A 21,735-nucleotide genomic window follows, 5' to 3' on the forward strand; every position below is an offset into this window, starting at 1 on the left:
GATGAAGGCGAAAAGAATCATCGGAACCCTTCTTTCCGTGACTCTGCTTCTGACCGCGGCGGCATTGCCGGCCGCCGCGGCCCAGAAGTGCCCGGCCAGCGTGGATTATGCCCTGGGTTTCAACGGAGTCAGTGAGGATTTGACCTCAGAGGCGGTTAAATTGGGCAAGTCTCCTGTCAACGTGCCGGAGGTGACCGCCCTGGAGGGCTACAAATTCCTGGGCTGGTCCACCACCGATCCCGCCAAGATTCAGGAGGGAAAAACGCCTAAGCTGGTGAATCCGACAGAAGAGAAGATTGAAGCGGATACGATCTTCTACGCCGTCTATGAGACGGAAGAGGGCCACACGGCCGTCGATCACGGCCATTACGTCATTGGTTACCCTGATGGTACCTTTGGACCCTCTGATGATATCACCCGTGGGTCTGTTGCCACCATTATTGCCCGTGCCTGCCTGGAGGGCTTCGTGGAGGGCAGCGACTACGGCAACCCCGGCAACTACTCTGACGTGGCCAACGACTGGGCTTACAGCGCCATCTCCTTCTGCACCATCAACGGCGTGTTCAAGGGGTATGACGACGGGACCTTCCGTCCCGGCCAGCCCATCACCCGGCAGGAGTTCGCCACCGTCATCGCCCGTCTGGCGGGCATCCAGAGCAACCAGGGGATGCCCTTCTCCGACGCCGGTGACATCGCCTCCTGGGCGGTTGACGGGGTGTACACCACCTACGCCAACGGCTGGGTGAACGGCTACACCGACGGGACCTTCAAGCCTCTGAGCAACATCCATCGGGATGAGGCGGTGAAGATCTTCAACGGCTACCTGAACCGGGGCGTGGACGCCGTGGGCCTCAGCGAGCTGACGGAGTACGTCCACAGCGGCGTGGCGAGCCACAACACGGAAAACGGCTCCACCCAGTACATGACCTGGCCCGACGTGCCCAAGGGACACTGGGCCTACTACGAGATCATCGAGGCCGCCAACGATCACACCTTCTACTGGCCCGATGAGACCAAGCCCGTGCCTCCCGAGCACTGGATGAACGTTTGGATCGACGAGACCTGGCTTTACCACGACAACGCCAACGACGGCGGTCCCAGCGCATAAGCGCAGAACCAATCATGAGAAGGGCCCCCGGCTTTTTGCCGGGGGCCCTTCTTGTCATTTTCCGCCAGGCGGATTATAATGAAAAAAACGAGAGGAGGGGTGCGCGTGCCCGCTTGGAAGATCGCCCTGGTGACGGGCGCTTTTTTGGTTTTGCTGGTGGCGGTGATCGTGCTGATCGCCCTGCCCGGACGGCGGCTGCGGCAGGTGGGGAAATACCTGCGGGAGGTGCTGGCCGACCCGGAGCGGCAGCCCGAGGTGCCCCGCCCCCTGCGGCCGGTGGGCGGGGATTTGTCCGCCGTGCGCTCCCGCCTGCTCCTCCAGCAGGAGGAGGTGCGCCAGGAGGAGAAGCGGCGGCAGGACTTGATCGCCTTCCTGGCCCACGATTTAAAGACCCCGCTGACCTCCGTCCTGGGCTATCTGGAGCTGCTGCGGGACGAGCCGGGGCTCACCGAGGAACAGAGGAGCAAGTACACCGGCGTGGCCCTGGACAAGGCCAAGCGGCTGGAGGAGCTGGTGGGGGAGTTTTTCGACATCAACACCATGGACCTGGCCCTGGACCGGCGGGACGAGGTGCAGGTCTCCTTCCTGCTGGAGCAGCTGGCCGACGAGTTTTATCCCCTCTTCGCGGGCAAACAGCTCACCTGTGTGCCGGAGATCGAGCCCCGGCTGGTGGTGGAGGGGGACGGGGACAAGCTGGCCCGGGTCTTTGACAACGTGCTGCGCAACGCCGTCAGCTATTCCGCCCCCGGCGGCCCGGTGGGGCTGACCGCCAAGCGGGAAGGGGACCAGGCGGTGGTGAGCGTCACTAACGAGGGGTTGGAGATTCCGGAAAAGGAGCTGTCCAATATCTTTCAGAAGTTCTACCGCCTGGACGCGGCCCGGTCCACCCGCACCGGCGGGGCGGGCCTGGGCCTGGCCATCGCCAAGGAGATCGTGGAGCTCCACGGCGGCTCCATCCGGGCGGAGAGCACCGGGCGGCACACCACCTTTGTCATCACACTGCCCCTCAAAGGAGAAACGATCCATGGATGATCTGGCGCTGGCCCGGCGGTTCCTGCTGGAGGACCCTCTGTTTTATGTAAACATGCTGGAGGTGCTCCGCCGTGGCTCGGCGGAGGTTCTGGCGGCGGAGGAGCGGGGCGTAGTCCTGCTGGACCATGGAAGCGGCTCTTACATGTTTGCCCTGGAAGAGGGGGCGGCGGAACTGCTGGACCTCATTCCGGGGGACGCCGAGCTGGTCACCGGCCACGCGCTGTGGTGCCTGCCCCTGCTGGAGGAGCGCCTGGGGCTCCACGGGAGGAAGATCGTCCGCTCGGCGGCCTGGACGGCCAGCCAGCCGCCCCCGCTGCCGGAATTTGAGGGGGAGCTGAGGCTGCTGGGCCCCGAGTGGGCCCGGTGGGCGGCGGAGCATTACTCCAGCGATTTCGGCGGACTGGACTATATGCTGGGCGCGGTGGAGCGGGGCCTTCTGGGGGCCTTTGTGGATGGGGCGCCCGCCGGGTTCGTGGGCTTCCACGACGAGGGCTCCATCGGGATGCTGGAGGTCCTGCCGGAATACCGGCGCCGGGGCCTGGGGGAGGCGCTGGAGGCCGGAGCCGTCCGGCTGGCCCTGAGCCGGGGGCAGTACGCCTTCGGCCAGGTGGAGACGGAGAACGCCGCCTCCCTGGCCCTTCAGAAAAAGGTGGGGCTGGAGCTCTCGGACCGAGAGCTCTTCTGGCTGTTTGAATAGGGCGGGACAAGGTGAAGCCACCCTGCCGCCGGTTGTCTTGGCGGCCCACGGGAAGAAGGAGGAGAGGTAAGATGGAACCGATCGCGCTGAATCCCTACATTGTGGACTATGTCTCCAAGGACTACGCGGGCAGCGTCCCGGAGGGAGAGGTCAAGGTGGACTGCTCCCTGGGGGTGAACGCGGACCCGCTGGGCAACTGCATCTTCCAACGGCTGCACGAGTTCCGGCAGAGGACGGACGAGCACCACGGCGACTACGCCGTCATCAAGTATTACCCCCATGACGGCACTCTGAAGGACGCTTTGGCGGACTGGTACCGGCGCAACGGGGTGGGGGAGGACTGGCTCACCGGGGACCATTTCATTTTGGGAAACGGTTCCTACGACATCCTGTGCGGGCTGAACCTGCTGTGCCTGACCCGGGGGAAGAAAGTCCTGGGACACGCCCCCCAGTTCACCGCCTACATCGACCACGTGAACTGCAGCGGCTCGGTGTACGAGTGCTATTACCTCAACCGGGAGCGGGGCTACCGCTTTGAGGCGGAGGGGTACCTGGAGCGGATGGGCCCCCAGTACGACCTCTTTATCGTGGAAAACCCCAACAACCCCACCGGGCAGATCCTGGCCCTGGAGGACATCGAGGCGGTGGCCCGGCGGGCGCTGGAGCTCCACAGGGTGCTGGTGGTGGACGAGGCCTACGCCGAGTATATGCCCTTTGGCAGGAGCGCCATCAACCTGGTGCCCCGGTTTCCCAATATGATCGTCACCCGCAGCTTTTCCAAAGGCTGGGGGATGGCCGGGGTGCGGCTGGGGTACGGCGTGGCGTCCAACCAGTGGGGCCTGCTGACCCAGCTGGAGAAGCTGGTGCTCCCCTTCAACAGCAACGGCCTGGCCCGCTCCCTGGCCCAGACCGCCCTCCAGACCAAGCTGGAAAATCCGGAAGATCCCTTCGGCATCCAGCCGGTGAAGAAGGGGAAACGGGAGCTGACCCAGGCCATCGAGGGGTTCAACAAGACCTGGGGCCGCGCCCTGCGGATCGCGGAGACCTGCGAGAGCACCCCCATCATGATGCTTTATTACGAGGGGGGAGGAGAGGACTTCCACCTGCAAAAGCACCTGATGGAGTTCGGCATCCTCACCGTCAGCTGCCAGTCCTACGTGGGGCTGGACACCCGGGCGGTCCGGCTGATGCTGCCGGAGCCCGCGGTCATGCCGCTGCTTTTGGAGCTGCTGGAGCGGGCCGTGAAGGCCCTGCCGGTCCGCTGAAAAATCTCAAAAACATACGCCCCGCGCCGTCCAGAGAGGACGGCGCGGGGCGTGGTTTTTTATTCAGGCGGGGAAAACTCTGCCGGTCCGACTCACCGCTCCTCCAGGGGCACGAAGGGGCGCAGGGGGGCCACCACCTTATAGGCGGGGCGGATGATCCGCCCGCCGGAGGTGAAGAGCTCCTCGACGCGGTGGGCGCACCAGCCCACCATCCGGGCCATGGCGAAGAGAGGGGTGTAGAGCTCCATGGGGATGCCCATCATCTTGTACACGAAGCCGGAGAAGAGGTCCACGTTGGCGCAGACCACCTTCCGCTGCCCGTGGGCGGCCATGACACGGGGGGTGAGCCGCTCCACCGCCTCATAGAGCTGGAACTCGTCCAGCATCCCCTTGCTCTCGGCCAGTCCCTTGGCGTACTTTTTCAGCAGGACGGCCCGGGGATCGGAGAGGGTGTAGATGGCGTGGCCCATGCCGTAGATGAGCCCCGAGCGGTCCCCGGCCTCCTTGTCCATGAGCCTGCCCAGGTAGGCGGAGACCTCCTCCTCGTCGGTCCAATCCCTGACCCCATCCTCGATGTACTGGAACATTTCCATGACCTTCTTGTTGGCGCCGCCGTGGCGGGGGCCCTTCAGGGAGCCGATGGCCCCGGCGATGGAGGAGTACAGGTCGGTTCCGGTGGAGGTGAGCACCCGGCAGGTAAAGGCGGAGTTGTTGCCGCCGCCGTGCTCGGCGTGGATGACCATGCACAGGTCCAGGAGCTTTGCCTCCTCGGGGGTGAATTTGTTGTCGTGCCGCACCGCCCAGAGGAAATTTTCCGCCATGGTCAGCCCCGGCTGGGGCCGGTGGAGGTAGAGGCTTTCGTTGTCGTAGTAGTGCCGTTTGGCGGCGTAGGCGTGGGCCACGATCTGGGGGGCCCGGGCCACCAGGATCATGGCTCGCCTCAGTTCGCTGGAAAGCGCCATGTCCTCGGGGTTATCATCGTAGGAGTAGAGGGTGAGCACCGCCCGGCCCAGTTTGTTCATCACGTCGGGGCTGGGGGCCTTCAGGATCATGTCCTCGGTGAACATGGAGGGCAGGTCGTGGTGGGCCTCCATGAAGGCCTCGAAGTCCGCCAGCCGCTGCTTGGTGGGCAGGGCGCCGAAGAGGAGCAGGTAGGCGGTCTCGGCGTAGCCGAAGCGGCCCTCGGAGGTAAAGCCCTGGATGAGCTCGGCCATGTCGATGCCCCGGTAGATGAGCTGGCCGGGCATGGGCACCCGCTCCCCGTCCTGGATGTAGTAGCCCCGGACGTTGGCAATCTCAGTGACCCCGGCCACCACGCCGGTGCCGTCGGCGTTGCGCAGGCCCCGCTTGACCTCCCACTTGTCGTAGGCGGCCGGGTCGATGCGGTTGTTTTTACGGTACTCCTCGCACAGCCCCTCCAGGAAGCCGGCGGATACGGCGGCAGTCTGCATGTTGGAACACTCCCTTGCCCATATAAGTTGAAAATCATTGTACTCCAAAATGTGGGGCGGGTCAACTGGCGGAGCTGACAAAATCAAGAAAACAGACGCTTCGCCCCCTGGGGGCGGAGACGGGAAAAGGACGGGATTTTGAAATGGTGAAGCATGAAACTTGCAAAAGCCCGGCCTGGCCCCGGCAGGCGTTGGTGACGGGGGCGGTGCTTTTGCTGCTGCTGTTCCTCCTACCCTTCTTTTTCCTGCCGGGGGAGGAGGAACCCGGAGGACGGGAGACGCCGGAGCCGGTCCCCACCGCCACCCTCCCCATCCTGGAGCCCGCCTCGGTGACGCCGGTGCCCGGCTGGGACGGGGGACAGACTCTCCGGCTACTGAAGAACGACGGCTCGGTGGAGACCGTCACCCTGTCCGATTACCTCTGGGGGGTGGTGGCCGCCGAGATGCCGGCCTCCTTCCAGAGCGAGGCATTGAAAGCCCAGACCGTGGCGGCCCGGACCTATTGCCTCTACCAGCGGGCCGGGGCGGGGGACAAGCACCCCGGCGCCGACGTGTGCACCGATTCGGCCTGCTGTCAGGCCTACCTGACCCGGGAGCAGGCCGCCGCGGCCTGGGGGGAGAACGCCCAGCGGTATTCCGATAAGATTACTGAAGCCGTGTCGGACACCGACGGCCTTCTCTGCCTCTATGAGGGACAACCCATCGACGCGGTCTTTTTCTCCTCCGCCGCGGGCAAGACCTCGGACGCCCAGGAGGTCTGGGGCTCCAGCGTGCCCTATCTGGCCTCGGTGGACAGCCCGGAGGGGGAGGAGGTGCCCGGCTGGCGCACCGTGGTCACCTTCACCCCGGCGGAGTTCCGGGAGAAATTTCTCTCCGCCCGGCCCGAGGCGGATTTCTCCGGCGACCCCATGGGCTGGTTCCAGGACTTGACCACCGACGATTCCGGAGCGGTGGACACGGTCACCATCGGGCGGGTCACCGTGACGGGGCCCCAGGTCCGGGCCATCTTCGGCCTTCGGTCGGCCCACTTCCAGGCCGCCGCCACGGCGGACACGGTCACCTTCTGGGTCACCGGCTACGGCCACGGCGTGGGCATGAGCCAATACGGCGCCAACGCCCTGGCGGGGCAGGGGAAAAACTTTCAGGAGATCCTGGAGTGGTACTATACCGGCGTCACCGTGGCCGGCCTGGAGGGCTGAGCCGGGAATCCAAAAGAGGGGGGACCGCCGGCGGCGGCCCCCCTCTTCTACGGTCAGCCATTCCCTTCAGAGATGAGACCGGTCCGCCCGGTGGAAAGAAAAACCGGCGGAGTGTCCTTGACAGGACGTTTATAATAAAGAGGTTGATTTTTCTGGGAGGCGTATGTCCATGGCCTTTTTACGACAATTCCTGATTATCCTGGCGGTCTCTTTCCTGGGGGAGGGCCTCCATGCCCTGATCCCCCTGCCCATCCCGGCCAGCGTCTACGGCCTGGCCCTTATGCTTCTGGCCCTGTGCGCCAAACTGGTGCGGCCGGAGCAGGTGAAGGGGGCGGCGAGCTTTCTCATTGAGATCATGCCCGTCATGTTCATCCCGGCGGCGGTGGGCCTGCTGGACATCTGGGGCCTTCTCCGGCCCATCCTGGTCCCCGCCGCCGTCATCATCGTGACCACCACCGTGCTGGTGATGGCGGTCACCGGCCGAACCGCCCAGGGCATCCTCCGCGCCACCCGGAAGCCGGGGGAGCTGGCGGAGGAAGAGGCCGAAGGGGAGGCGGAGCGGCATGTCTGATTTTTTGGCCCGCTCCCTCTTCTTCGGCGCCGGGATCAGCCTGCTGTTTTACGAGGTGGGGCTCCTCCTGAAAAAGCGGTTCAAGCTGGCTGTCCTGAACCCGCTCCTCATCGCCATCCTCTGCGTCATGGCCTCCCTCAAGGTGCTGGGGGTGCCCTATTCCGACTACAACGCCGGGGCGCAGTATCTCTCCTGGCTCCTCACCCCGGCCACCGTGGCCCTGGCAGTCCCCCTCTATGAGGAGCTGGGGCTTTTGCGGAAGAACCTCCCCGCCGTGGCGGGGGGCATCCTGGCGGGGACCTTCGCCGGGCTGGCGGGCATCCTCCTGCTGTGTCGGGTGTTCGCCCTGGACCATCAGCTCTATGTCACCTTCCTGCCCAAATCCATCACCACCGCCATCGGCATGGGGGTGGCGGAGGAGCTGGGGGGCGTGGCCGCCCTGACGGTGGCCGCCATCATCCTCACCGGCATCCTGGGCAACGTGGCCGCCGAGGGGCTGTTCCGGCTCTTCCGCATCCACGACCCTATCGCCCGGGGCCTGGCCCTGGGCACCGGCGCCCACGCCATCGGCACCGCCAAGGCCATGGAGCTGGGGGAGGTGGAGGGGGCCATGTCCAGCCTTTCCATCGCCGTGGCCGGCCTCCTCACGGTGGCGGCGGCGTCGGTGTTCGCCCAATTTCTATAAAACAGCCGCCTCTTCCCATTGGGAAGAGGCGGCTGTTTTGTCAGTTTGGATAGAGGACCGTCATGCCGGTCCAAAGGCTGTCGTCCCGCAAGAGGTCCAGCAGTTCCTCCCCGCCGCAGGTGTAGTTGTAGATGACGTGGTTTTTGTAGATCTGCCCCAGCTCGTCGATGGCAAACCCGGAGATGACCCGGTTGTCCAGACTGCGGAGGGTGACGAGGTAAAGCTCGCTGACCTCCGGGGAGACGAAGGTGATGGCCCGACCGTAAAATCCCTCCGGCAGGGGCAGGCCCACCGGCGTCAGCGTGGTATCGGCCATGGCGGCCTTTACCCGCTCCAGGGTTTCCGGGGCCGTGCTGGAACCGGTTTGAGAGGGCCCGGCGACCCAAAAGACCTCGTCCACCCGGCTGGGCGGCATCAGCGTCCGGGGGGTCAGGAAAAACCCCAGCACCAGAAAGCAAAGCCCCAGGGGAATGAGAAGGGGAAGCCGCTCCACCAGCCCTTTTTTCATAGATCAGGCCTTCTTCCGCTCCGGCAGGACGAAGATGAACACCAGGGAGCTCACCAGCAGGAGATAGGGGTAGATGAGGAAGGGCATGATGTCGAAGGCGGAGACCGCGTGGCCCAGCTCGGCGGCGGCGGAGATGGCCACCAGCATTTGGGCGCCGTAGGGGATGATCCCCTGGAACACGCAGGAGAAGGTGTCCAGGAGGGAGGCGGTCTTTCGGGGGGTAACGCCGTATTCCTGGCTCATCTCCTTGGCGATGGGGTTGGCCATGACGATGGCCACGGTGTTGTTGGCGGTGGCGATGTCCATGACCCCCACCAGGAGCCCCATGCCCAGCTGGCCCCCCTTGCGGCCCTTGAACACCCGGCGGATAAAGTTCAGCAGGGCGTCAAAGCCGCCGTAGACCCGGATGAGGGCGCACATGGCGGCCACCAGGACGGCCACCATGGCCGTCTCGAACATGCCGGCGGCGCCGGAGCCCATGTTGGCCAGCAGGTCGGTGGCGGCGGTGTGGCCGGTGGCCAGCATGATGACGGAGCCGGAGAGGATGCCCACCAAAAGCACAACAAAGACGTTGAAGCCGATGATGCCCCCGATGAGCACCAGCACGTAGGGGATGATCTGGATGAGGTCGTAGGGCTGGACCACGGCCCCGGCCAGGGGGACCTGGAAGGACAGCACCAGGATCACCGCCAATGTGGCCAGCGCGGCGGGGAGGGCGATGCCGAAATTCTCCCGGAACTTGTCCTTCATGGCGCAGCCCTGGCCGTTGCAGGCGGCGATGGTGGTGTCGGAGATAAAGGAGAGGTTGTCCCCGAACATGGCGCCCCCCATGACGGCCCCGATGCACAGCGGCACCCCGAAGCCGGAGGCGGAGGCCACCGAGACGGCGATGGGGGTGATGAGGGTGATGGTGCCCACGCTGGTGCCCATGGCGGTGGAGACGAAGCAGGCGACCACGAACAGCACCGCCACGGCGAACCGGGCGGGGATGATGGAGAGCATGAAGTAGGCCACGCTCTCGGCGCTGGAGCGGCCCACCACGCCCACAAAGGTGCCGGCCACCAGGAAGATGAGGAGCATGGTGACGATGTTCTTATCCCCCACCCCCTGGCCCATGATCTCCAGCTTTTTGTCGAAGGACAGCTCCGGGTTCTGGAGGCAGGCCACCAGGATGGCGATGAGGAAGCAGATCACGATGGGGATGTTATAGAAGCCCATGGGGATCTTCAGCACGTATTCAAAGCTGAGGCCCAGGCCCAGGTACAAAAGCAGGAACACCAAAATGGGCAGCAGGGCCCTGGGGTTATTTTTCTTCATGTCGTTTCCTCCCATTTCCACACAAATCGTATCACACGAAACGATTTTCTTTACTTTATCACAGCAAAGCCGAAGCGTCAAGAAAGGGGGGCGGACCGCCCGGCTTTTAAAATTTCCGGTAAAAGAAACATTTCAGTGGGTTTTTACGTCTACTATTGTTGAAGAGCCGAGGGAAAAGCGGTACAATCAAACTATAAAGAATCGTTTCAGAAAACTGGAACTGGAAGGAGTCTGAGGTTATGAGGAAGAAGATGAGATCCCGGTGGCTGGCCGCCCTGCTGTCCCTGACCCTGGCGGCGGGGCTGATGCCCGCCGCCCTGGCCGAGGGGGAGGAGGAGAGCCAGCCTCCTGAAATCGCCGTCACCGAAGTGCGTCTGGACAAGCGCGAGGTCAGCCTGAAAAAGGGAGAGACCCTGAAACTGGAGGCGGAGGTGCTTCCAGAAGACGCCACAAACAAAACCGTCCACTGGACCAGCAGCCGGGAAGCGGTGGCCACGGTAGAGGATGGCTTGGTTACCGCTGTGTCTCCAGGGGAGGCTGATATTTTCGTCACAACCGATGGAGGACTTTACGCCACATGTGCTGTCACCGTGGAAGAGCCTGTCAGCGGCATTGTTTTGAACAAAGTCTCCCTATCCCTGAAAGTGGGTGGAACGGAGACTTTGACCGCCACGGTGTCCCCGGAGAACGCTACCAATAAGGCAATCAAATGGACCAGCACCAAGGAGAATGTGGCCACGGTGAAGGACGGCCAAGTCACCGCCGTAGGTGTGGGCACGACTACTATCGCCGCTATCACCGATGATGACGGAAAGACCGCTACCTGCACCGTCACTGTGGAGGCGGACACTGCCCCCGCCATCAGCCTGAGCAGCAGCGCTATCAACGTGAGTATCGGAGGTACGGCTTCCCTCACAGCCAATGTCACCCCGGCGGGTCAGACCGTTACCTGGTTGAGCAGTAATACCTCCCTTGCTACCGTGGACGCTGCCGGTACCACGGTGACGGTCCGTGTGCCCTCCAACGCGAAGGTGGGAAGTTTCTGCACCATCACGGCCACCGTGGGGACCGGGGAAGACACCCGGACTGCGGAGTGCAGGATCAACGTCGTCGATATGAGCCTCTCTCTCAGCCAGACCAACCTTTCCATGACCACGGGCAAGACTTCCAGTCTGTCCGTAAGCGGCATCCCCAGTGGAGCCTCCTACACAGTGAGCTGGCAGAGCAGCAACACCTCCGTTGTTACTTTGTCCAGTGCCACCACCACGAATAACAACGCCATCACCCTCACGGCCCGGAGCGTGGGCCGGGCCACCATCACCGTTACCCCCAAGGTGAACGGAAAGACCTATTCCAATCTGACATGCACCGTCACCGTCATCAACGCCGCCCTGGCCGACGTGACCTATACCACCTCCGCCGGGGTCCCCGTGGCCTTCAACGCCGACCATTTCAATACGGCGGTCACCAACTCCACCGGATACAGCCTGAACTACGTCCGCTTTACCCTCCCCGCCACCAGCCGGGGTATCCTTTACTACGACTACAACACCTCCACCGGAAACTACGACAGTAAGGTGTCCGCCTCCACCAGCTATTACCGCAGCAGCAGCCGGTACTTGTCCGACGTCACCTTCGTGCCGGAGAGCGACTACACCGGAACGGTGAACATCGCCTATACCGCCGTGGACAGCAACGGCAGCAGCATTACCGGCCAGGTGGTCATCACGGTCACCCAGCAGCAGGCCAAGGTCACCTACGCCACGGACGCGAACCAGGCGGTGGAGTTTGACTCCAGTGACTTCAACAGCGCTTGCAAGAAGATCACGGGGTACAGCCTGGACTATGTGAAGTTCACCCTGCCCTCCTCCAACCGGGGGGTCCTCTATTTGAACTACGGCTCCAGCGGGGAGAAAAAGGTCACCAGCTCCACCAGCTATTACCGGGGGGAAAGCCCCGATCTGTCCAACGTCACCTTTGTCCCGGCCAAGAACTATACCGGGATCGTTTCCATCTCCTTCACCGGCCGGGACACGGACAAAAACACCGTCTCCGGCACCGTCAAGATCGCCGTAGGGCAGGAGCCGGGAGATGTGAACTACACCGTCACCGCCGGGCAGAGCGTCACCTTCGACGATGGGGCCTTCAACGACTGGTGCAAGGGGGAGACCGGGTACAGCCTGGACTACGTGAACTTCACCCTGCCCGGCAGCGGCAAGGGGACCCTCTATTATAAGTACAACGCCAAGGACGGCAGCTATGACAAGAAGGTCGCCGCCTCCACGAACTATTACCGCAGCGGCAGCCCCTACCTGGAGTACGTCACCTTTGTCCCCGCCAACGGGACCGCCGGCACGGTGGAGATCGAGTTTACCGGCCGGGACACCAATAAGCGGAGCGTCTCCGGCACGGTGTCCGTCAAGGTGGTCCCCCGCCAGGACCCCGGCACCATCCGGTATACCACGGGGATCTCCCCGGTTCGGTTCCAGCCCTACGATTTTTCCAATGCCTTTGACACCCGGGGCGGCACCAGCCTGTCCTCGGTGAAGTTCACCCTGCCCGATCCCAGCCGGGGCAAGCTGTATTATGACTATACCGGCCCCGCCAGCTACGGCGGCCTGGTCTCCTCCGGCACCGCGTACGGCCTTTCCGGCAGCAACGCCGTCAGCCGGGTGGCCTTTGTCCCCAAATACGGCTATCAGGGCACCTTCACCCTCAATTACACCGGCACCGATACCGCCGGCTATGAGTACAAGGGGGCGGTGGAGATCACCGTCACCACCCCGACTGTCTCCTCCCGGTTCAGCGATATGGGCCAGTACGGCTGGGCGGCGGCCTCGGCGGATTTTCTGGCGGAGAACGGCATCACCACCGGCACCGGCGACGGCCGGTACGACCCGGCCGGCCTTATGACCCGGGGAGACTTTGTTCTGATGCTCTACCGGGCCTTCGACCTGCCCAAGGCCAGCGGGTACAGCTTTGACGACGTGCCTGTGGACAGCTATTACGCCAACGCCATCGCCTCGGCCAAAAACCAGGGCATCGCCAAGGGCAGCGACGGGAAGTTTGAGCCCGCCGGGGCCCTGACCCGGCAGGACGCCATGGTCCTCCTCCACCGCACCCTGGACGCGGTGGGACGGGGCCTGGGGAATGGCTGGAGCCTCAGCCTGCTGAGCTTCACCGACGGGTCCTCGGTGGCCGAGTACGCCCAGGGGCCCGTGGCCGCCCTGGTCAAGGCCGGGGTCATCCAGGGGGACGACAGCGGCAGGCTGAACCCCACCGGCTCCCTCACCCGGGCCGAGATGGCGGTCATCCTCCACCGGGTGCTCACGCTGTAAAAAACTTTATGGAAAAAGCGGCCCCCGGACCAGGTCCGGGGGCCGTTTCCTTTGTCAAACGGCGCATCCTATGATATAATATCCCGTAACTACCCACATCACCATACAAAAGGAGAATGGACATGCGAGAAAAAGTGGACGTGGCGGTCATCGGCTGCGGAGAGGCGGGCATTTACGCCGCTTACGAGCTCACCCGCCTGAACCCCGGCCTGAAGGTCCTGGTGCTGGAGAAAGGCCGGGATATTTACAGCCGCAGCTGCCCCATCGTGGCGGGGAAGGTGCGCGAGTGCGTCCAGTGCCCGGTGTGCGACACCATGTGCGGCTTTGGCGGCGCGGGAGCCTTCTCCGACGGAAAATTCAACTTCACCACCGCCTTCGGCGGCTGGCTCACCGACTTCATGCCCGCCAAGGAGGTCATGGACCTCATCGGCTATGTGGACGAGATCAACGTGGCCCACGGGGCCACCGAGGAGGTCTACTCCACCTCCAGCCCGGCGGCCAAGGCCCTAGAGAAAAAGGCCCTGGAGTTCGACCTCCACCTCCTCCAGGCCCGCTGCAAGCACCTGGGCACGGAAAACAACCTGCGTATTCTCCAGAATATCTTTGAGGACATGAAGGACCGGGTGGACTTCCGCTTCAACACCGAGGTGGACAAGATCGAAAACCTGGGGGAGGAGGGCTACCGCCTCACCACCGCCAAGGGTGACGAGGTGGACTGCGGCTGGCTGGTGGCCGGCCCCGGCCGCTCCGGGGCGGAGTGGTTCGCCAACCAGTGCAAGGGCCTGGGCATCCAGCTCATCAACAACCAGGTGGACATCGGCGTGCGGGTGGAGCTGCCCGCCCGGGTCTTTGAGCACATCACCGACGTGGTGTACGAGTCCAAGCTGGTCTACCGCACCAAGCAGTACGGCGACCAGGTGCGCACCTTCTGCATGAACCCCTACGGCCACGTGGTGGCCGAGAACGTGGAGGGCATCAACACGGTGAACGGCCACTCCTACGCCGACCCCGCCCTCCAAAGCGAGAACACCAACTTCGCCCTGCTGGTCTCCAACCGGTTCACCGAGCCCTTCAACGAGCCCTACCGCTACGGCAAGCACATCGCCTCCCTGTCCAACATGCTGGCCGGCGGCGTGCTGGTCCAGCGCTTCGGGGACCTGGTGAAGGGGGTGCGCTCCAACGACCACCGCATGAGCAAATCCTTCACCCGGCCCACCCTGACGGCAGCGGTGCCCGGTGACCTGTCCCTGGCCCTGCCCAAGCGGCAGCTGGACGACATCATCGAGATGATCTACCAGCTGGACAAGCTGGCCCCCGGCACCGCCAACTACGATACGCTTCTTTACGGCGCCGAGGTAAAGTTCTACTCCTCCCGCCTGGCCCTCTCCGGGGAGCTGGAGACCGCCCTGCCCCGGTTCTTCGCCATCGGGGACGGCGCCGGGGTCACCCGGGGCCTGGCCCAGGCGGGCGCCTCCGGGGTGAAGGTGGCCCAGGTCATCACCCGGCGGCTGAAGGAAATTGGGAAATAAGAACGGATGTTTTACGTGACCGTAATCTTTTTTTGACACCGGTTATACAAAGCAGTATTCATTTCTGAAATGGTTACAAAAAGTGACAAAATGAGCAGCCGCAAGGTTTTCCACATTATCCACAGCGTTATCCACACTCGCTTATGTTAACAGTGTGGAAAAGGGTATGCAGATTTGGTTGACATAAGGACTTGTCAAGGGCAAATTGTCGGGCGAATTCGACGAAAATCTCCATGGGAGAAAAAGGGGGTGAATCCGTGGAAAACGATTTGATTGCCGCGGTGGCCACCGGCGCGGCCCGCAGCGCAATCGGCGTGATCCGCCTGTCGGGACCGGAGGCGGCGAAGGCGGCCGGAGCGGTCTTTCAGTCCTTGGACGGCAAGGGGTTGGCGAATCACCCGCCCCGCTCATTGGTGTACGGGACCCTGGTGGACCGGGAGGGCAGGGCCATCGACCGGATCCTGGCCACCTGGTCCCCCGCGGGCCACAGTTATACGGGGGAGGAGACGGCGGAGCTCCAGTGCCACGGCGCCCCCGCGGTGCTGGCCCTGGGGCTGGAGGCCCTCTTTGCCCAGGGGGCCCGGCAGGCCGGGCCCGGGGAGTTCACCAAGCGGGCCTTCCTGGGGGGCAGGCTGGACCTGGCCCAGGCCGAGGCGGTGATGGACCTCATCGACGCGGAGACCCCCGGTGCGGTCCGCCAGGCGGCGGGCCAGCTCTCCGGGGCCCTCTCCCGCCGGGTGGGGGAGATCTACGACGGGCTGGTGGACGTGATGGCCCATTTCCACGCGGTGCTGGACTATCCGGACGAAGACATCGGGCCTTTTGAGGAGAAAGAGCTGTGGGCGGGGCTGGAGGAGGCCTACGGAAGGCTGACCGCCCTGCTGGCCAGCTACGACAGCGGGAAGGTCCTGGCCCGGGGTGTGCCCTGCGCCATCGTGGGGCGGCCCAACGTGGGGAAATCCACCCTCCTGAACGCCCTGGTGGGCTACGACCGGGCCATCGTCACCGACGTGCCGGGGACCACCAGGGACACGGTGGAGGAGCGGTGCGTCCTGGGGGGCGTCCTCCTGCGGCTCATCGACACCGCCGGGCTCCGGGAGACGGAGGACGCGGTGGAGCGGATCGGCGTGGCCCGCAGCAGGGCGGCCATGGAGCGGGCCGGGCTCATCCTGGTGGTGCTGGACCAGTCCCGGCGGATGACCCAAGAGGATCTTCAGCTGGTGGAGGAGGCCGTGGCCCTGGCGCCCACCATTCTGGTTTGGAACAAATCCGACCTGCCCTCGGGGGGCATCCCCACAGTGGAGGGGGAGCTGCCCCCCGGCGTGGAGGTCAGTGCCAAGCTGGGCCTGGGCCTGGACAAGCTGGGGGAGACGGTGGCCCGGCTCCTGCCCGGCCCCGCCGACGGGACGGAGGGGGAGCTCCTCACCAACGCCCGGCAGGCGGAGGCGGCGGGGCGGGCCAAGGAGTCCGTCTGGCGGGCCGCCGAGGGCCTGAGGGCGGGCTTTACCCCCGACGCCGTCCTCACCGATGTGGAGGAGGCCCTATCCGCGCTGGGGGAGCTCACCGGCCAGAGCGTCCGGGAGGATATCACCGCCCGCATTTTCCAGCGGTTCTGTGTCGGCAAATGACTGGAACGAAAACCCCCGCCCGCGTCTCAGACGCGGGCGGGGGTTTTTATGGCTTGGATCAGCCCAGCTTGAGGAGGATCAGCCGGCGGAGCACGGCGGTGAGCTCCCCGCGGGTAAGGCTGCCCTGGGGATCGAAGGTGCCGTCCTCGCGGCCCTGCATCAGCCCCAGCTGTTGGACGTATTGGATGTCCTCCAGATATCCGGCGGTGACGGAGCTCTGGTCGGTGTAGACCGGAAGGTTCCCCGCCTCCGGGCGGCCGCCCAGGGAGCGGGCCAGCAGGTAGGCCAGCTGCTCCCGGGGCAGGGGGGCGTTGGGCGCGAAGCCGTCGGGGAGGAGGCCGCTGTTCCCGGCCCACTCCAGATGGGGCGTGGCCCAGTCCCGGGCCTCCGGGGCGTCCTCCACCCCGGCCAGACGGCCCAGGACGGCGGCGGCCATAGCCCCGGTGACGGGGGCGTCTGGCTGGAATTGGCCGTCACCCATGCCCAGCATCAGTTCCCGGGCCGTAGAGAAGCGGATGTCCTCCTGGGCCCAGTGGCCGGCGGTGTCGGAGAAGGAGCCGGCGGAGTGGACGATGGCGTACGTGGACAGATGGGGGGTGGCAAAGACCAGGGCGCCGTCCTTCCACATGGATTCCCGCACCACCTGGGTGGTGCCGTCCCCGGCGACCCAGCAGGCGGCCAGGGCGGCGGCCTCCTCTCCGGGGGCGGGGGTATAGGGGAGGGCTACCGTCACGGTGCCGCCGCCGAACTGGGAGACGGCCTTGCCGCCGGCGGTGATGGAGATGTCGTAGACCGGCCGGTCCGCCAGACTCTCCCGGACGGCCTCCGGCAGAGCCTCCGCAGCGGCCTGTCCCGCCGAGACCACCACGTCCTGCTTCCCATCGGCCTGGAGGGCCTCGAGGACTTTGGCGTCCAGGGAGATGTTGGCCACAGGGGTCTGGAGGGACACGCCGGCCCCCTCGCTCTGGGACACGGAGTCCAGCAGGGCGGCGGGCACCGTCACCTCCACCGCCTTGGCCTCTTCGGGGGCGTCGGCCTTGAGGACCACGGCCTCACCCTGCTGGGCGGCCTTCACGGCCTCCTGGACCGCCTGATCGGAGAGGACCACGTTCACGGCGGGTTCCTGGGTCTTGCCGTCGGTTTTGTTCTCCTGGCTTGTTCCCGCGGTGGAGGAGCCGCCTCCCCCTCCGCCGCCCCCGCCGCCGGAGCTTCCGCCCCCGCTGGGGGCCGTGTAGAACGCGGGCAGCTGGAGCTTGGTCTGATAGGGGACGGCGGCCAGGTAATAGCGCCCGTCTCCCTCGTACCGGACCTTCAGAACGACCTCTTTTCCGGAGAGGAACCAGGGGGCCTCAAAGGTGAGGGTCCCGTCCCCGGCGATGTTCAGGTTGGTCACGGCGTAGGTGTCCATGGACACCCGCAGATCGCTGAGTTTGGGGGCGTTGGACGTGTCTCCGTAGTAATTGTCCGGCCCCAGGGCGGCGGTCATTTTCAGGGACAGTTTGTTGCCGCCGGCCTCCATGGTGGGAGCGGTGGCGGTGAGGGTGGAGGCCACCAGGGGATACCACAGGTCCATATCCGTCCAGGGGGCCTGGTCAAAACCGGCGGCCTCCCGGGTGATGTGGATGGCGGCCTTGGCCGGGAAGGGCTGGGCCGCGCCGCTGAGGTCGGGGGCATCCCCCAGGAACGTCACCTGTTCCAGGCTGATACAGCCCTGGAAGCAGTTCGCGCCGATGGTGGTGACGGTGGCGGGGATGGTGATGGAGCGGAGGTTCACACAGTTGAGGAACAGGTCCCGGTCCAGGGCGGTGACATCCTTGCTGTCGATGGCGGCGGGAATGGTGACGCTCTCGGCGGTGGAGGAGCGGGCGTCCAGGGCGGTGATGATCAGGCCCCCGGTGCCATTGGGGTCGCTCTGCGTGACGAAGGTCTCGTTATCAAAGCCGTGGGCGCCGCCGTCGGAGTTGCCGAAGACCTTGTCCACGTCCCAGGGGAGGTCGGAGAGTTTGCCCACGGCCCCGGTGATGGGGGCGCTCTGCCCCGCCTGGAAGCCGATGCTCTCCCCCATGGTCACGTAGACCGTGATGGTCTTGTCCTGGTACTGCTCCACGCTGTAACCGAAGGTGCGGAAGGTGCTGGTGTTGCCCCCCAGGTAGTAGTGGGCCTCCGGCAGAGCGCCCTCTTCCCCCTCCACCTGGATGTAGGTGGTGAGCGCCCCGGCGGGGGAGATGGGGTTGTTCTCCCCGTCGTAGGTCCTGGGGGTGATGTCGGCGGTGAGCCACAGGATCAGGTCATCCTGACGGCTGTGGGCCAGGGAGGCGGTGAGCTTGATCTGGATGGGGAGCTTGGGCAGCTCTTCCGGCAGCCCGGTCTCAAAGCCCATTCCGGTCCAGGGGGCCTTGTCATAATTGGCGGCGCCGTCGGGGCGGTAAAACTTCAGACCCAGGTTTTGGGGGAAGGGGTTGCTCTTCACGTTGGCCGGGGCGTCGCCCTGGAAAACCACTTCCAGAAGGCTGAAGCAGTTGTTGAAGGCGGTGCCGTAGATGTCCGTCACCTGCGGGGGGATGGTGATGGATTGGAGTGCCCGGCAGCTTCCGAAGGCAAAGGAGTCGATGGCCTTCAGCTGGGCGGGGAGATGGACGGTGGTGAGCTGCCCGCACATTTCAAAGGTGGAGGCTTTAAGGTTTTGAATGCCGTCGGGCAGATCCACGCTGACGAGGGGGGTACTCTTGAAAGCGCTGGTGCCCAGGGAGGTGAGGTGCTCGGGCAGGGCGATCTCCGTCAGGCTGGTACAGGTGGAGAACACGCCGTTGCCGATGCCGGTCAGGGAGTCGGGCAGGTCTACCCGGGACAGGGCGGTACAACCGCTAAACATGCTGTTGGGCAGCTGGACGGCCCCCGGCTCGATGGTAACGCGGGTCAGCTGCTTGCAGTTGGAGAAGGCGTACTCCCCCAGGGCGGCCACCGCCGAAGGGGAGAGGGTCAGCTCGGTAAAGGCGTTGCCGCCGAAGACCTCCGATTGGATGGCGGTGATGCCGTCGGGCAGCGCCAGCGCGGTGAGGCCGCAGCTGCTGAAGGCGTGGTCGCCGATGGTGGACAGGGCGGCGGGAAAGTCGATCTCCGTCAGGGCGCCGCAGGAGTAAAAGGCGTAGCTGTCGATGGCGGTCAGCCCGGCCCCCAGCTTCACGCTGGCCAGCTGGTCACAGTCATAGAAGGCGGAGTGGCCGATGGTCTTGACGCTGTCCGGGATCTCGACCGCGGTCAGCTGATCACAGTTGTAAAAGGCGTTGCCGCCGATCTCCTCCACCGTGTCCGCCAGCGTGACCCTGACCAGTCCTTTGCTCATGTAGAACAGTTTGTCCGGGATCTTCTTCATGGCCAGGGTGATCTCGGAAAAAGAATCGCAGCTGGAGAAGGCGCCCTCTCCGATGTCGGTCACCGAGCCGGGGATGGAGAGGGCGGTGAGGCCGGAGGAGCTGAAGCCGTTGCTCCCGATGGATGTGAGCCCGTCGGGCAGCGTGAGGGTGGAGAGGTTTTTGGCGCCGTAAAAAGCCCAGCCGCCAATGGCGGTCACCCCGTCGGGCACCGTGTAGTGGCTGTCCGTTTTGGCCTGGGGATAGGCGACCAGGGTGTTCCCGGAGTCCCCCCTCTGGAACAGGACCCCGTCCTCGGCCTCGAAAGCCGTGTTTTCGGGGTCGGTCTCAAAGGCGGAGACGCTTTTGGTCCGGTAGCCGTTGAAGGCCGTAGGGGCGATGGCCGTCACGCTCCGGGGAATGACGATGGTATTCATGGAATAGCCGCCCGGGCCGGTGAAAAAGCCGGCGGCGATCTCCGTCACGGGCAGCCCGCCCAAAGAGTCGGGCAGGACCAGCCGTTCCTGGAGGGCGGAACTGATTCCGGTGAGGATCACACCGGTGCCGTCGTCGTTGACTTTGGCGGTGTAGCTGCCCTCCGTGATGGTGTCTCCCACCTCCACGGCGGCGGCGGACGGGCCCCAGGCCATGGGGGTCCCCAGGAGGAGCGCCAGAGCGCAGAGCAAGGCTGAAAATCTGTGGATTCGCTTCATGATCTTTCACTTCCCTGTTTTAGTTGACATAAAACTACGCATTTAATACTCATATAATCACATTATAACAGTATTAAATAAAAAGACCACAGGAAAGTGACAAAAAGCAGAAAAACACAAAGTTTTTCTGAAAAAATCCATAAAAAGGGAGCGGCTGGGTCGTTTTACCTCCAGCCGCTCCTCAGAGAGAACGTTTCATTATGTTTTTTCCTCAAAAGACACGCCGCAGTTGCGGCAGGTGATGGAGACCTTTCCTTTCCCCTTGGGGACCCGGAGCTGCTGGCCGCAGTTGGGACATTTAAAGTAGGCGTGGTCCTTGTCCCGGCGGCGGCATTTGTTCACGTTGTACCAGTGGACGATGGGGCACACGGCGTCCATGAACCGGGCGTTCTCCGTCTGGCGGCGGTCGATCTGGCGGGAGAACATGCGGTAGAAGGCCAGAATGAGGCATGCGTAGGAGAGCAGGTTGAGCAGGTGCCCGCGGAAAAGGAGGGAGAGGAGGTAGAGAACGAAGTAGAGGGCGATCAGGGCATAGTTGAGCTGATCTGCCCCGTATCGACCGTACATCATTTTTCTCAGCCAGTTCATCCTTGCCGCCGCCTTTGCCTGGGGATACCTCCCCGCAGTTTCTTACAAAAATCATGATAGCGTGTTCTGCCTTCCGCGTCAAGAAAGGAAACGTAAACAAAATGTGAATTGTGCCGAAACGCGAAGGAGCCGAACCAGCCGGCGTTTTTGGGAAAAGGGTTGCCTCCGGACGAAAAAGCGGATATACTGTTGAAAAATGACAAGGGGGCGTCCAAGATGAATCGGATCGACAAGGAGAACTATTACCTGGATATCGCCCAGACCGTGCTGGAGCGGTCCACCTGCCTGCGGCGGTGCTACGGGGCCATCATCGTCAAAAACGACGAGATCGTGACCACGGGCTACAACGGCGCCCCCCGGGGCCGGAAAAACTGCGTGGATCTGAGCTTCTGCACCCGGGAGGCCATGAACATCCCCTCCGGGGAGCGCTATGAGCTGTGCCGCAGCGTCCATGCCGAGGCCAACTGCATCATCTCCGCCGCCCGGAGCGAGACCTTGGGCGCCACCCTCTACATGGCCTGCAAAAACCCCGCCACCGGGGAGCTGATCCCCGGCTCCACCTCCTGCTCCATGTGCCGCCGGCTCATCATCAACGCCGGCATCGCCAAGGTGGTCATTCGGGACACGCCCACGGAATACCGTGTGGTGGATGTGGCCGACTGGATCCGGGAGGACGACTCCCTGCCCGAGCAGTTCAAGAAGTAAACCGAAAAGGGGCGGCCGTCAGGCCGCCCCTTCCGTGTTGGAACGATAGGG

Annotated in this window: 16 protein-coding genes; 11 read left to right on the forward strand and 5 right to left on the reverse strand. The window is 64.2% G+C overall.

Translation table 11 applies throughout. The features are described from left to right. Position 1: 1 nt before the first annotated feature. The 4 genes from AAEU42_RS03200 to AAEU42_RS03215 all read left to right on the forward strand — a co-directional run bounded on the left by AAEU42_RS03200 (position 2) and on the right by AAEU42_RS03215 (position 4,102). Positions 2-1,108, forward strand: coding sequence for an S-layer homology domain-containing protein (locus AAEU42_RS03200; protein WP_342232086.1), 1,107 nt, complete (start codon positions 2-4; stop codon positions 1,106-1,108). Positions 1,109-1,213: 105 nt separating this feature from the next. Continuing rightward, the gene (locus tag AAEU42_RS03205) at positions 1,214-2,140 is read left to right on the forward strand and encodes a sensor histidine kinase (RefSeq protein WP_342232087.1); all 927 of its coding nucleotides are present in this window, start codon (positions 1,214-1,216) and stop codon (positions 2,138-2,140) included. Then, on the forward strand, positions 2,133-2,837 hold the full coding sequence (locus AAEU42_RS03210) for a GNAT family N-acetyltransferase (protein WP_342232088.1): 705 nt from the start codon (positions 2,133-2,135) through the stop codon (positions 2,835-2,837). The genes AAEU42_RS03205 and AAEU42_RS03210 overlap by 8 nt, the downstream gene beginning before the upstream one ends. A 71-nt stretch (positions 2,838-2,908) precedes the next feature. Beyond that, complete coding sequence (locus tag AAEU42_RS03215) at positions 2,909-4,102, forward strand: aminotransferase class I/II-fold pyridoxal phosphate-dependent enzyme (RefSeq protein ID WP_342232089.1); 1,194 nt, start codon at positions 2,909-2,911, stop codon at positions 4,100-4,102. Positions 4,103-4,194: 92 nt separating this feature from the next. Here the strand turns inward: AAEU42_RS03215 and AAEU42_RS03220 are convergent, their stop codons facing one another. Further along, positions 4,195-5,553, reverse strand: a complete 1,359-nt coding sequence (locus tag AAEU42_RS03220; protein ID WP_342232090.1) for a citrate/2-methylcitrate synthase — start codon at positions 5,551-5,553, stop codon at positions 4,195-4,197. A 146-nt stretch (positions 5,554-5,699) separates the two neighbouring features. Between AAEU42_RS03220 and spoIID the strand changes: the two genes are divergently transcribed. The 3 genes from spoIID to AAEU42_RS03235 all read left to right on the forward strand — a co-directional run bounded on the left by spoIID (position 5,700) and on the right by AAEU42_RS03235 (position 8,008). Further along, positions 5,700-6,752: a stage II sporulation protein D gene (gene spoIID, locus AAEU42_RS03225; protein ID WP_342232091.1), complete on the forward strand. Its 1,053-nt coding sequence runs from the start codon at positions 5,700-5,702 to the stop codon at positions 6,750-6,752. 169 nt (positions 6,753-6,921) lie between these two features. Then, on the forward strand, positions 6,922-7,323 hold the full coding sequence (locus tag AAEU42_RS03230; RefSeq protein WP_342232092.1) for a CidA/LrgA family protein: 402 nt from the start codon (positions 6,922-6,924) through the stop codon (positions 7,321-7,323). Then, positions 7,316-8,008, forward strand: coding sequence for an LrgB family protein (locus AAEU42_RS03235; protein ID WP_342232093.1), 693 nt, complete (start codon positions 7,316-7,318; stop codon positions 8,006-8,008). The genes AAEU42_RS03230 and AAEU42_RS03235 overlap by 8 nt, the downstream gene beginning before the upstream one ends. A gap of 40 nt (positions 8,009-8,048) precedes the next feature. Here AAEU42_RS03235 and AAEU42_RS03240 read toward each other — a convergent pair whose 3' ends face one another. After that, positions 8,049-8,516: a hypothetical protein gene (locus tag AAEU42_RS03240; RefSeq protein WP_342232094.1), complete on the reverse strand. Its 468-nt coding sequence runs from the start codon at positions 8,514-8,516 to the stop codon at positions 8,049-8,051. Positions 8,517-8,519: 3 nt separating this feature from the next. Then, positions 8,520-9,833 (reverse strand): Na+/H+ antiporter NhaC family protein, encoded by a 1,314-nt coding sequence (locus AAEU42_RS03245; RefSeq protein ID WP_342232095.1) that lies wholly within the window; start codon positions 9,831-9,833, stop codon positions 8,520-8,522. Positions 9,834-10,072: 239 nt separating this feature from the next. On the opposite strand from AAEU42_RS03245, the gene AAEU42_RS03250 reads away from it, so the two are divergent. The 3 genes from AAEU42_RS03250 (at position 10,073) to mnmE (ending at position 16,328) form a co-directional block, all read left to right on the forward strand. Then, complete coding sequence (locus AAEU42_RS03250) at positions 10,073-13,171, forward strand: Ig-like domain-containing protein (protein WP_342232096.1); 3,099 nt, start codon at positions 10,073-10,075, stop codon at positions 13,169-13,171. A gap of 122 nt (positions 13,172-13,293) precedes the next feature. Next, a complete protein-coding gene (locus AAEU42_RS03255) occupies positions 13,294-14,700 on the forward strand; it encodes an NAD(P)/FAD-dependent oxidoreductase (RefSeq protein ID WP_342232097.1) in 1,407 nt (468 codons plus the stop codon). 257 nt (positions 14,701-14,957) lie between these two features. Continuing rightward, positions 14,958-16,328 carry a tRNA uridine-5-carboxymethylaminomethyl(34) synthesis GTPase MnmE gene (gene mnmE, locus AAEU42_RS03260; protein WP_342232098.1) on the forward strand — a complete coding sequence of 457 codons (1,371 nt, stop codon included), beginning with the start codon at positions 14,958-14,960 and terminating at the stop codon, positions 16,326-16,328. A gap of 58 nt (positions 16,329-16,386) precedes the next feature. On the opposite strand, the gene AAEU42_RS03265 is transcribed toward mnmE, so the two are convergent. Both AAEU42_RS03265 and AAEU42_RS03270 read right to left on the reverse strand, forming a co-directional pair. After that, positions 16,387-20,391 (reverse strand): leucine-rich repeat protein, encoded by a 4,005-nt coding sequence (locus AAEU42_RS03265; protein ID WP_342232099.1) that lies wholly within the window; start codon positions 20,389-20,391, stop codon positions 16,387-16,389. A 198-nt stretch (positions 20,392-20,589) separates the two neighbouring features. Further along, the gene (locus AAEU42_RS03270) at positions 20,590-20,979 is read right to left on the reverse strand and encodes a hypothetical protein (protein ID WP_342232100.1); all 390 of its coding nucleotides are present in this window, start codon (positions 20,977-20,979) and stop codon (positions 20,590-20,592) included. A 216-nt stretch (positions 20,980-21,195) separates the two neighbouring features. On the opposite strand from AAEU42_RS03270, the gene AAEU42_RS03275 reads away from it, so the two are divergent. Then, the gene (locus AAEU42_RS03275) at positions 21,196-21,684 is read left to right on the forward strand and encodes a deoxycytidylate deaminase (protein ID WP_342232101.1); all 489 of its coding nucleotides are present in this window, start codon (positions 21,196-21,198) and stop codon (positions 21,682-21,684) included. The last annotated feature ends 51 nt before the right edge of the window (positions 21,685-21,735 follow it).

The sequence above is a fragment of the Pseudoflavonifractor phocaeensis genome (assembly GCF_038439875.1).
Lineage (GTDB): Bacteria > Bacillota > Clostridia > Oscillospirales > Oscillospiraceae > Vermiculatibacterium.

Bases quoted from the DNA above. Each gene is read 5' to 3' on its own strand.
- AAEU42_RS03200 (WP_342232086.1), top strand. From the start codon at position 2: ATGAAGGCGAAAAGAATCATCGGAACCCTTCTTTCCGTGACTCTGCTT.
- AAEU42_RS03210 (WP_342232088.1), top strand. From the start codon at position 2,133: ATGGATGATCTGGCGCTGGCCCGGCGGTTCCTGCTGGAGGACCCTCTG.
- AAEU42_RS03215 (WP_342232089.1), top strand. From the start codon at position 2,909: ATGGAACCGATCGCGCTGAATCCCTACATTGTGGACTATGTCTCCAAG.
- AAEU42_RS03220 (WP_342232090.1), bottom strand. From the start codon at position 5,553: ATGCAGACTGCCGCCGTATCCGCCGGCTTCCTGGAGGGGCTGTGCGAG.
- AAEU42_RS03230 (WP_342232092.1), top strand. From the start codon at position 6,922: ATGGCCTTTTTACGACAATTCCTGATTATCCTGGCGGTCTCTTTCCTG.
- AAEU42_RS03235 (WP_342232093.1), top strand. From the start codon at position 7,316: ATGTCTGATTTTTTGGCCCGCTCCCTCTTCTTCGGCGCCGGGATCAGC.
- AAEU42_RS03240 (WP_342232094.1), bottom strand. From the start codon at position 8,516: ATGAAAAAAGGGCTGGTGGAGCGGCTTCCCCTTCTCATTCCCCTGGGG.
- AAEU42_RS03245 (WP_342232095.1), bottom strand. From the start codon at position 9,833: ATGAAGAAAAATAACCCCAGGGCCCTGCTGCCCATTTTGGTGTTCCTG.
- AAEU42_RS03250 (WP_342232096.1), top strand. From the start codon at position 10,073: ATGAGGAAGAAGATGAGATCCCGGTGGCTGGCCGCCCTGCTGTCCCTG.
- AAEU42_RS03255 (WP_342232097.1), top strand. From the start codon at position 13,294: ATGCGAGAAAAAGTGGACGTGGCGGTCATCGGCTGCGGAGAGGCGGGC.
- AAEU42_RS03265 (WP_342232099.1), bottom strand. From the start codon at position 20,391: ATGAAGCGAATCCACAGATTTTCAGCCTTGCTCTGCGCTCTGGCGCTC.
- AAEU42_RS03270 (WP_342232100.1), bottom strand. From the start codon at position 20,979: ATGAACTGGCTGAGAAAAATGATGTACGGTCGATACGGGGCAGATCAG.
- AAEU42_RS03275 (WP_342232101.1), top strand. From the start codon at position 21,196: ATGAATCGGATCGACAAGGAGAACTATTACCTGGATATCGCCCAGACC.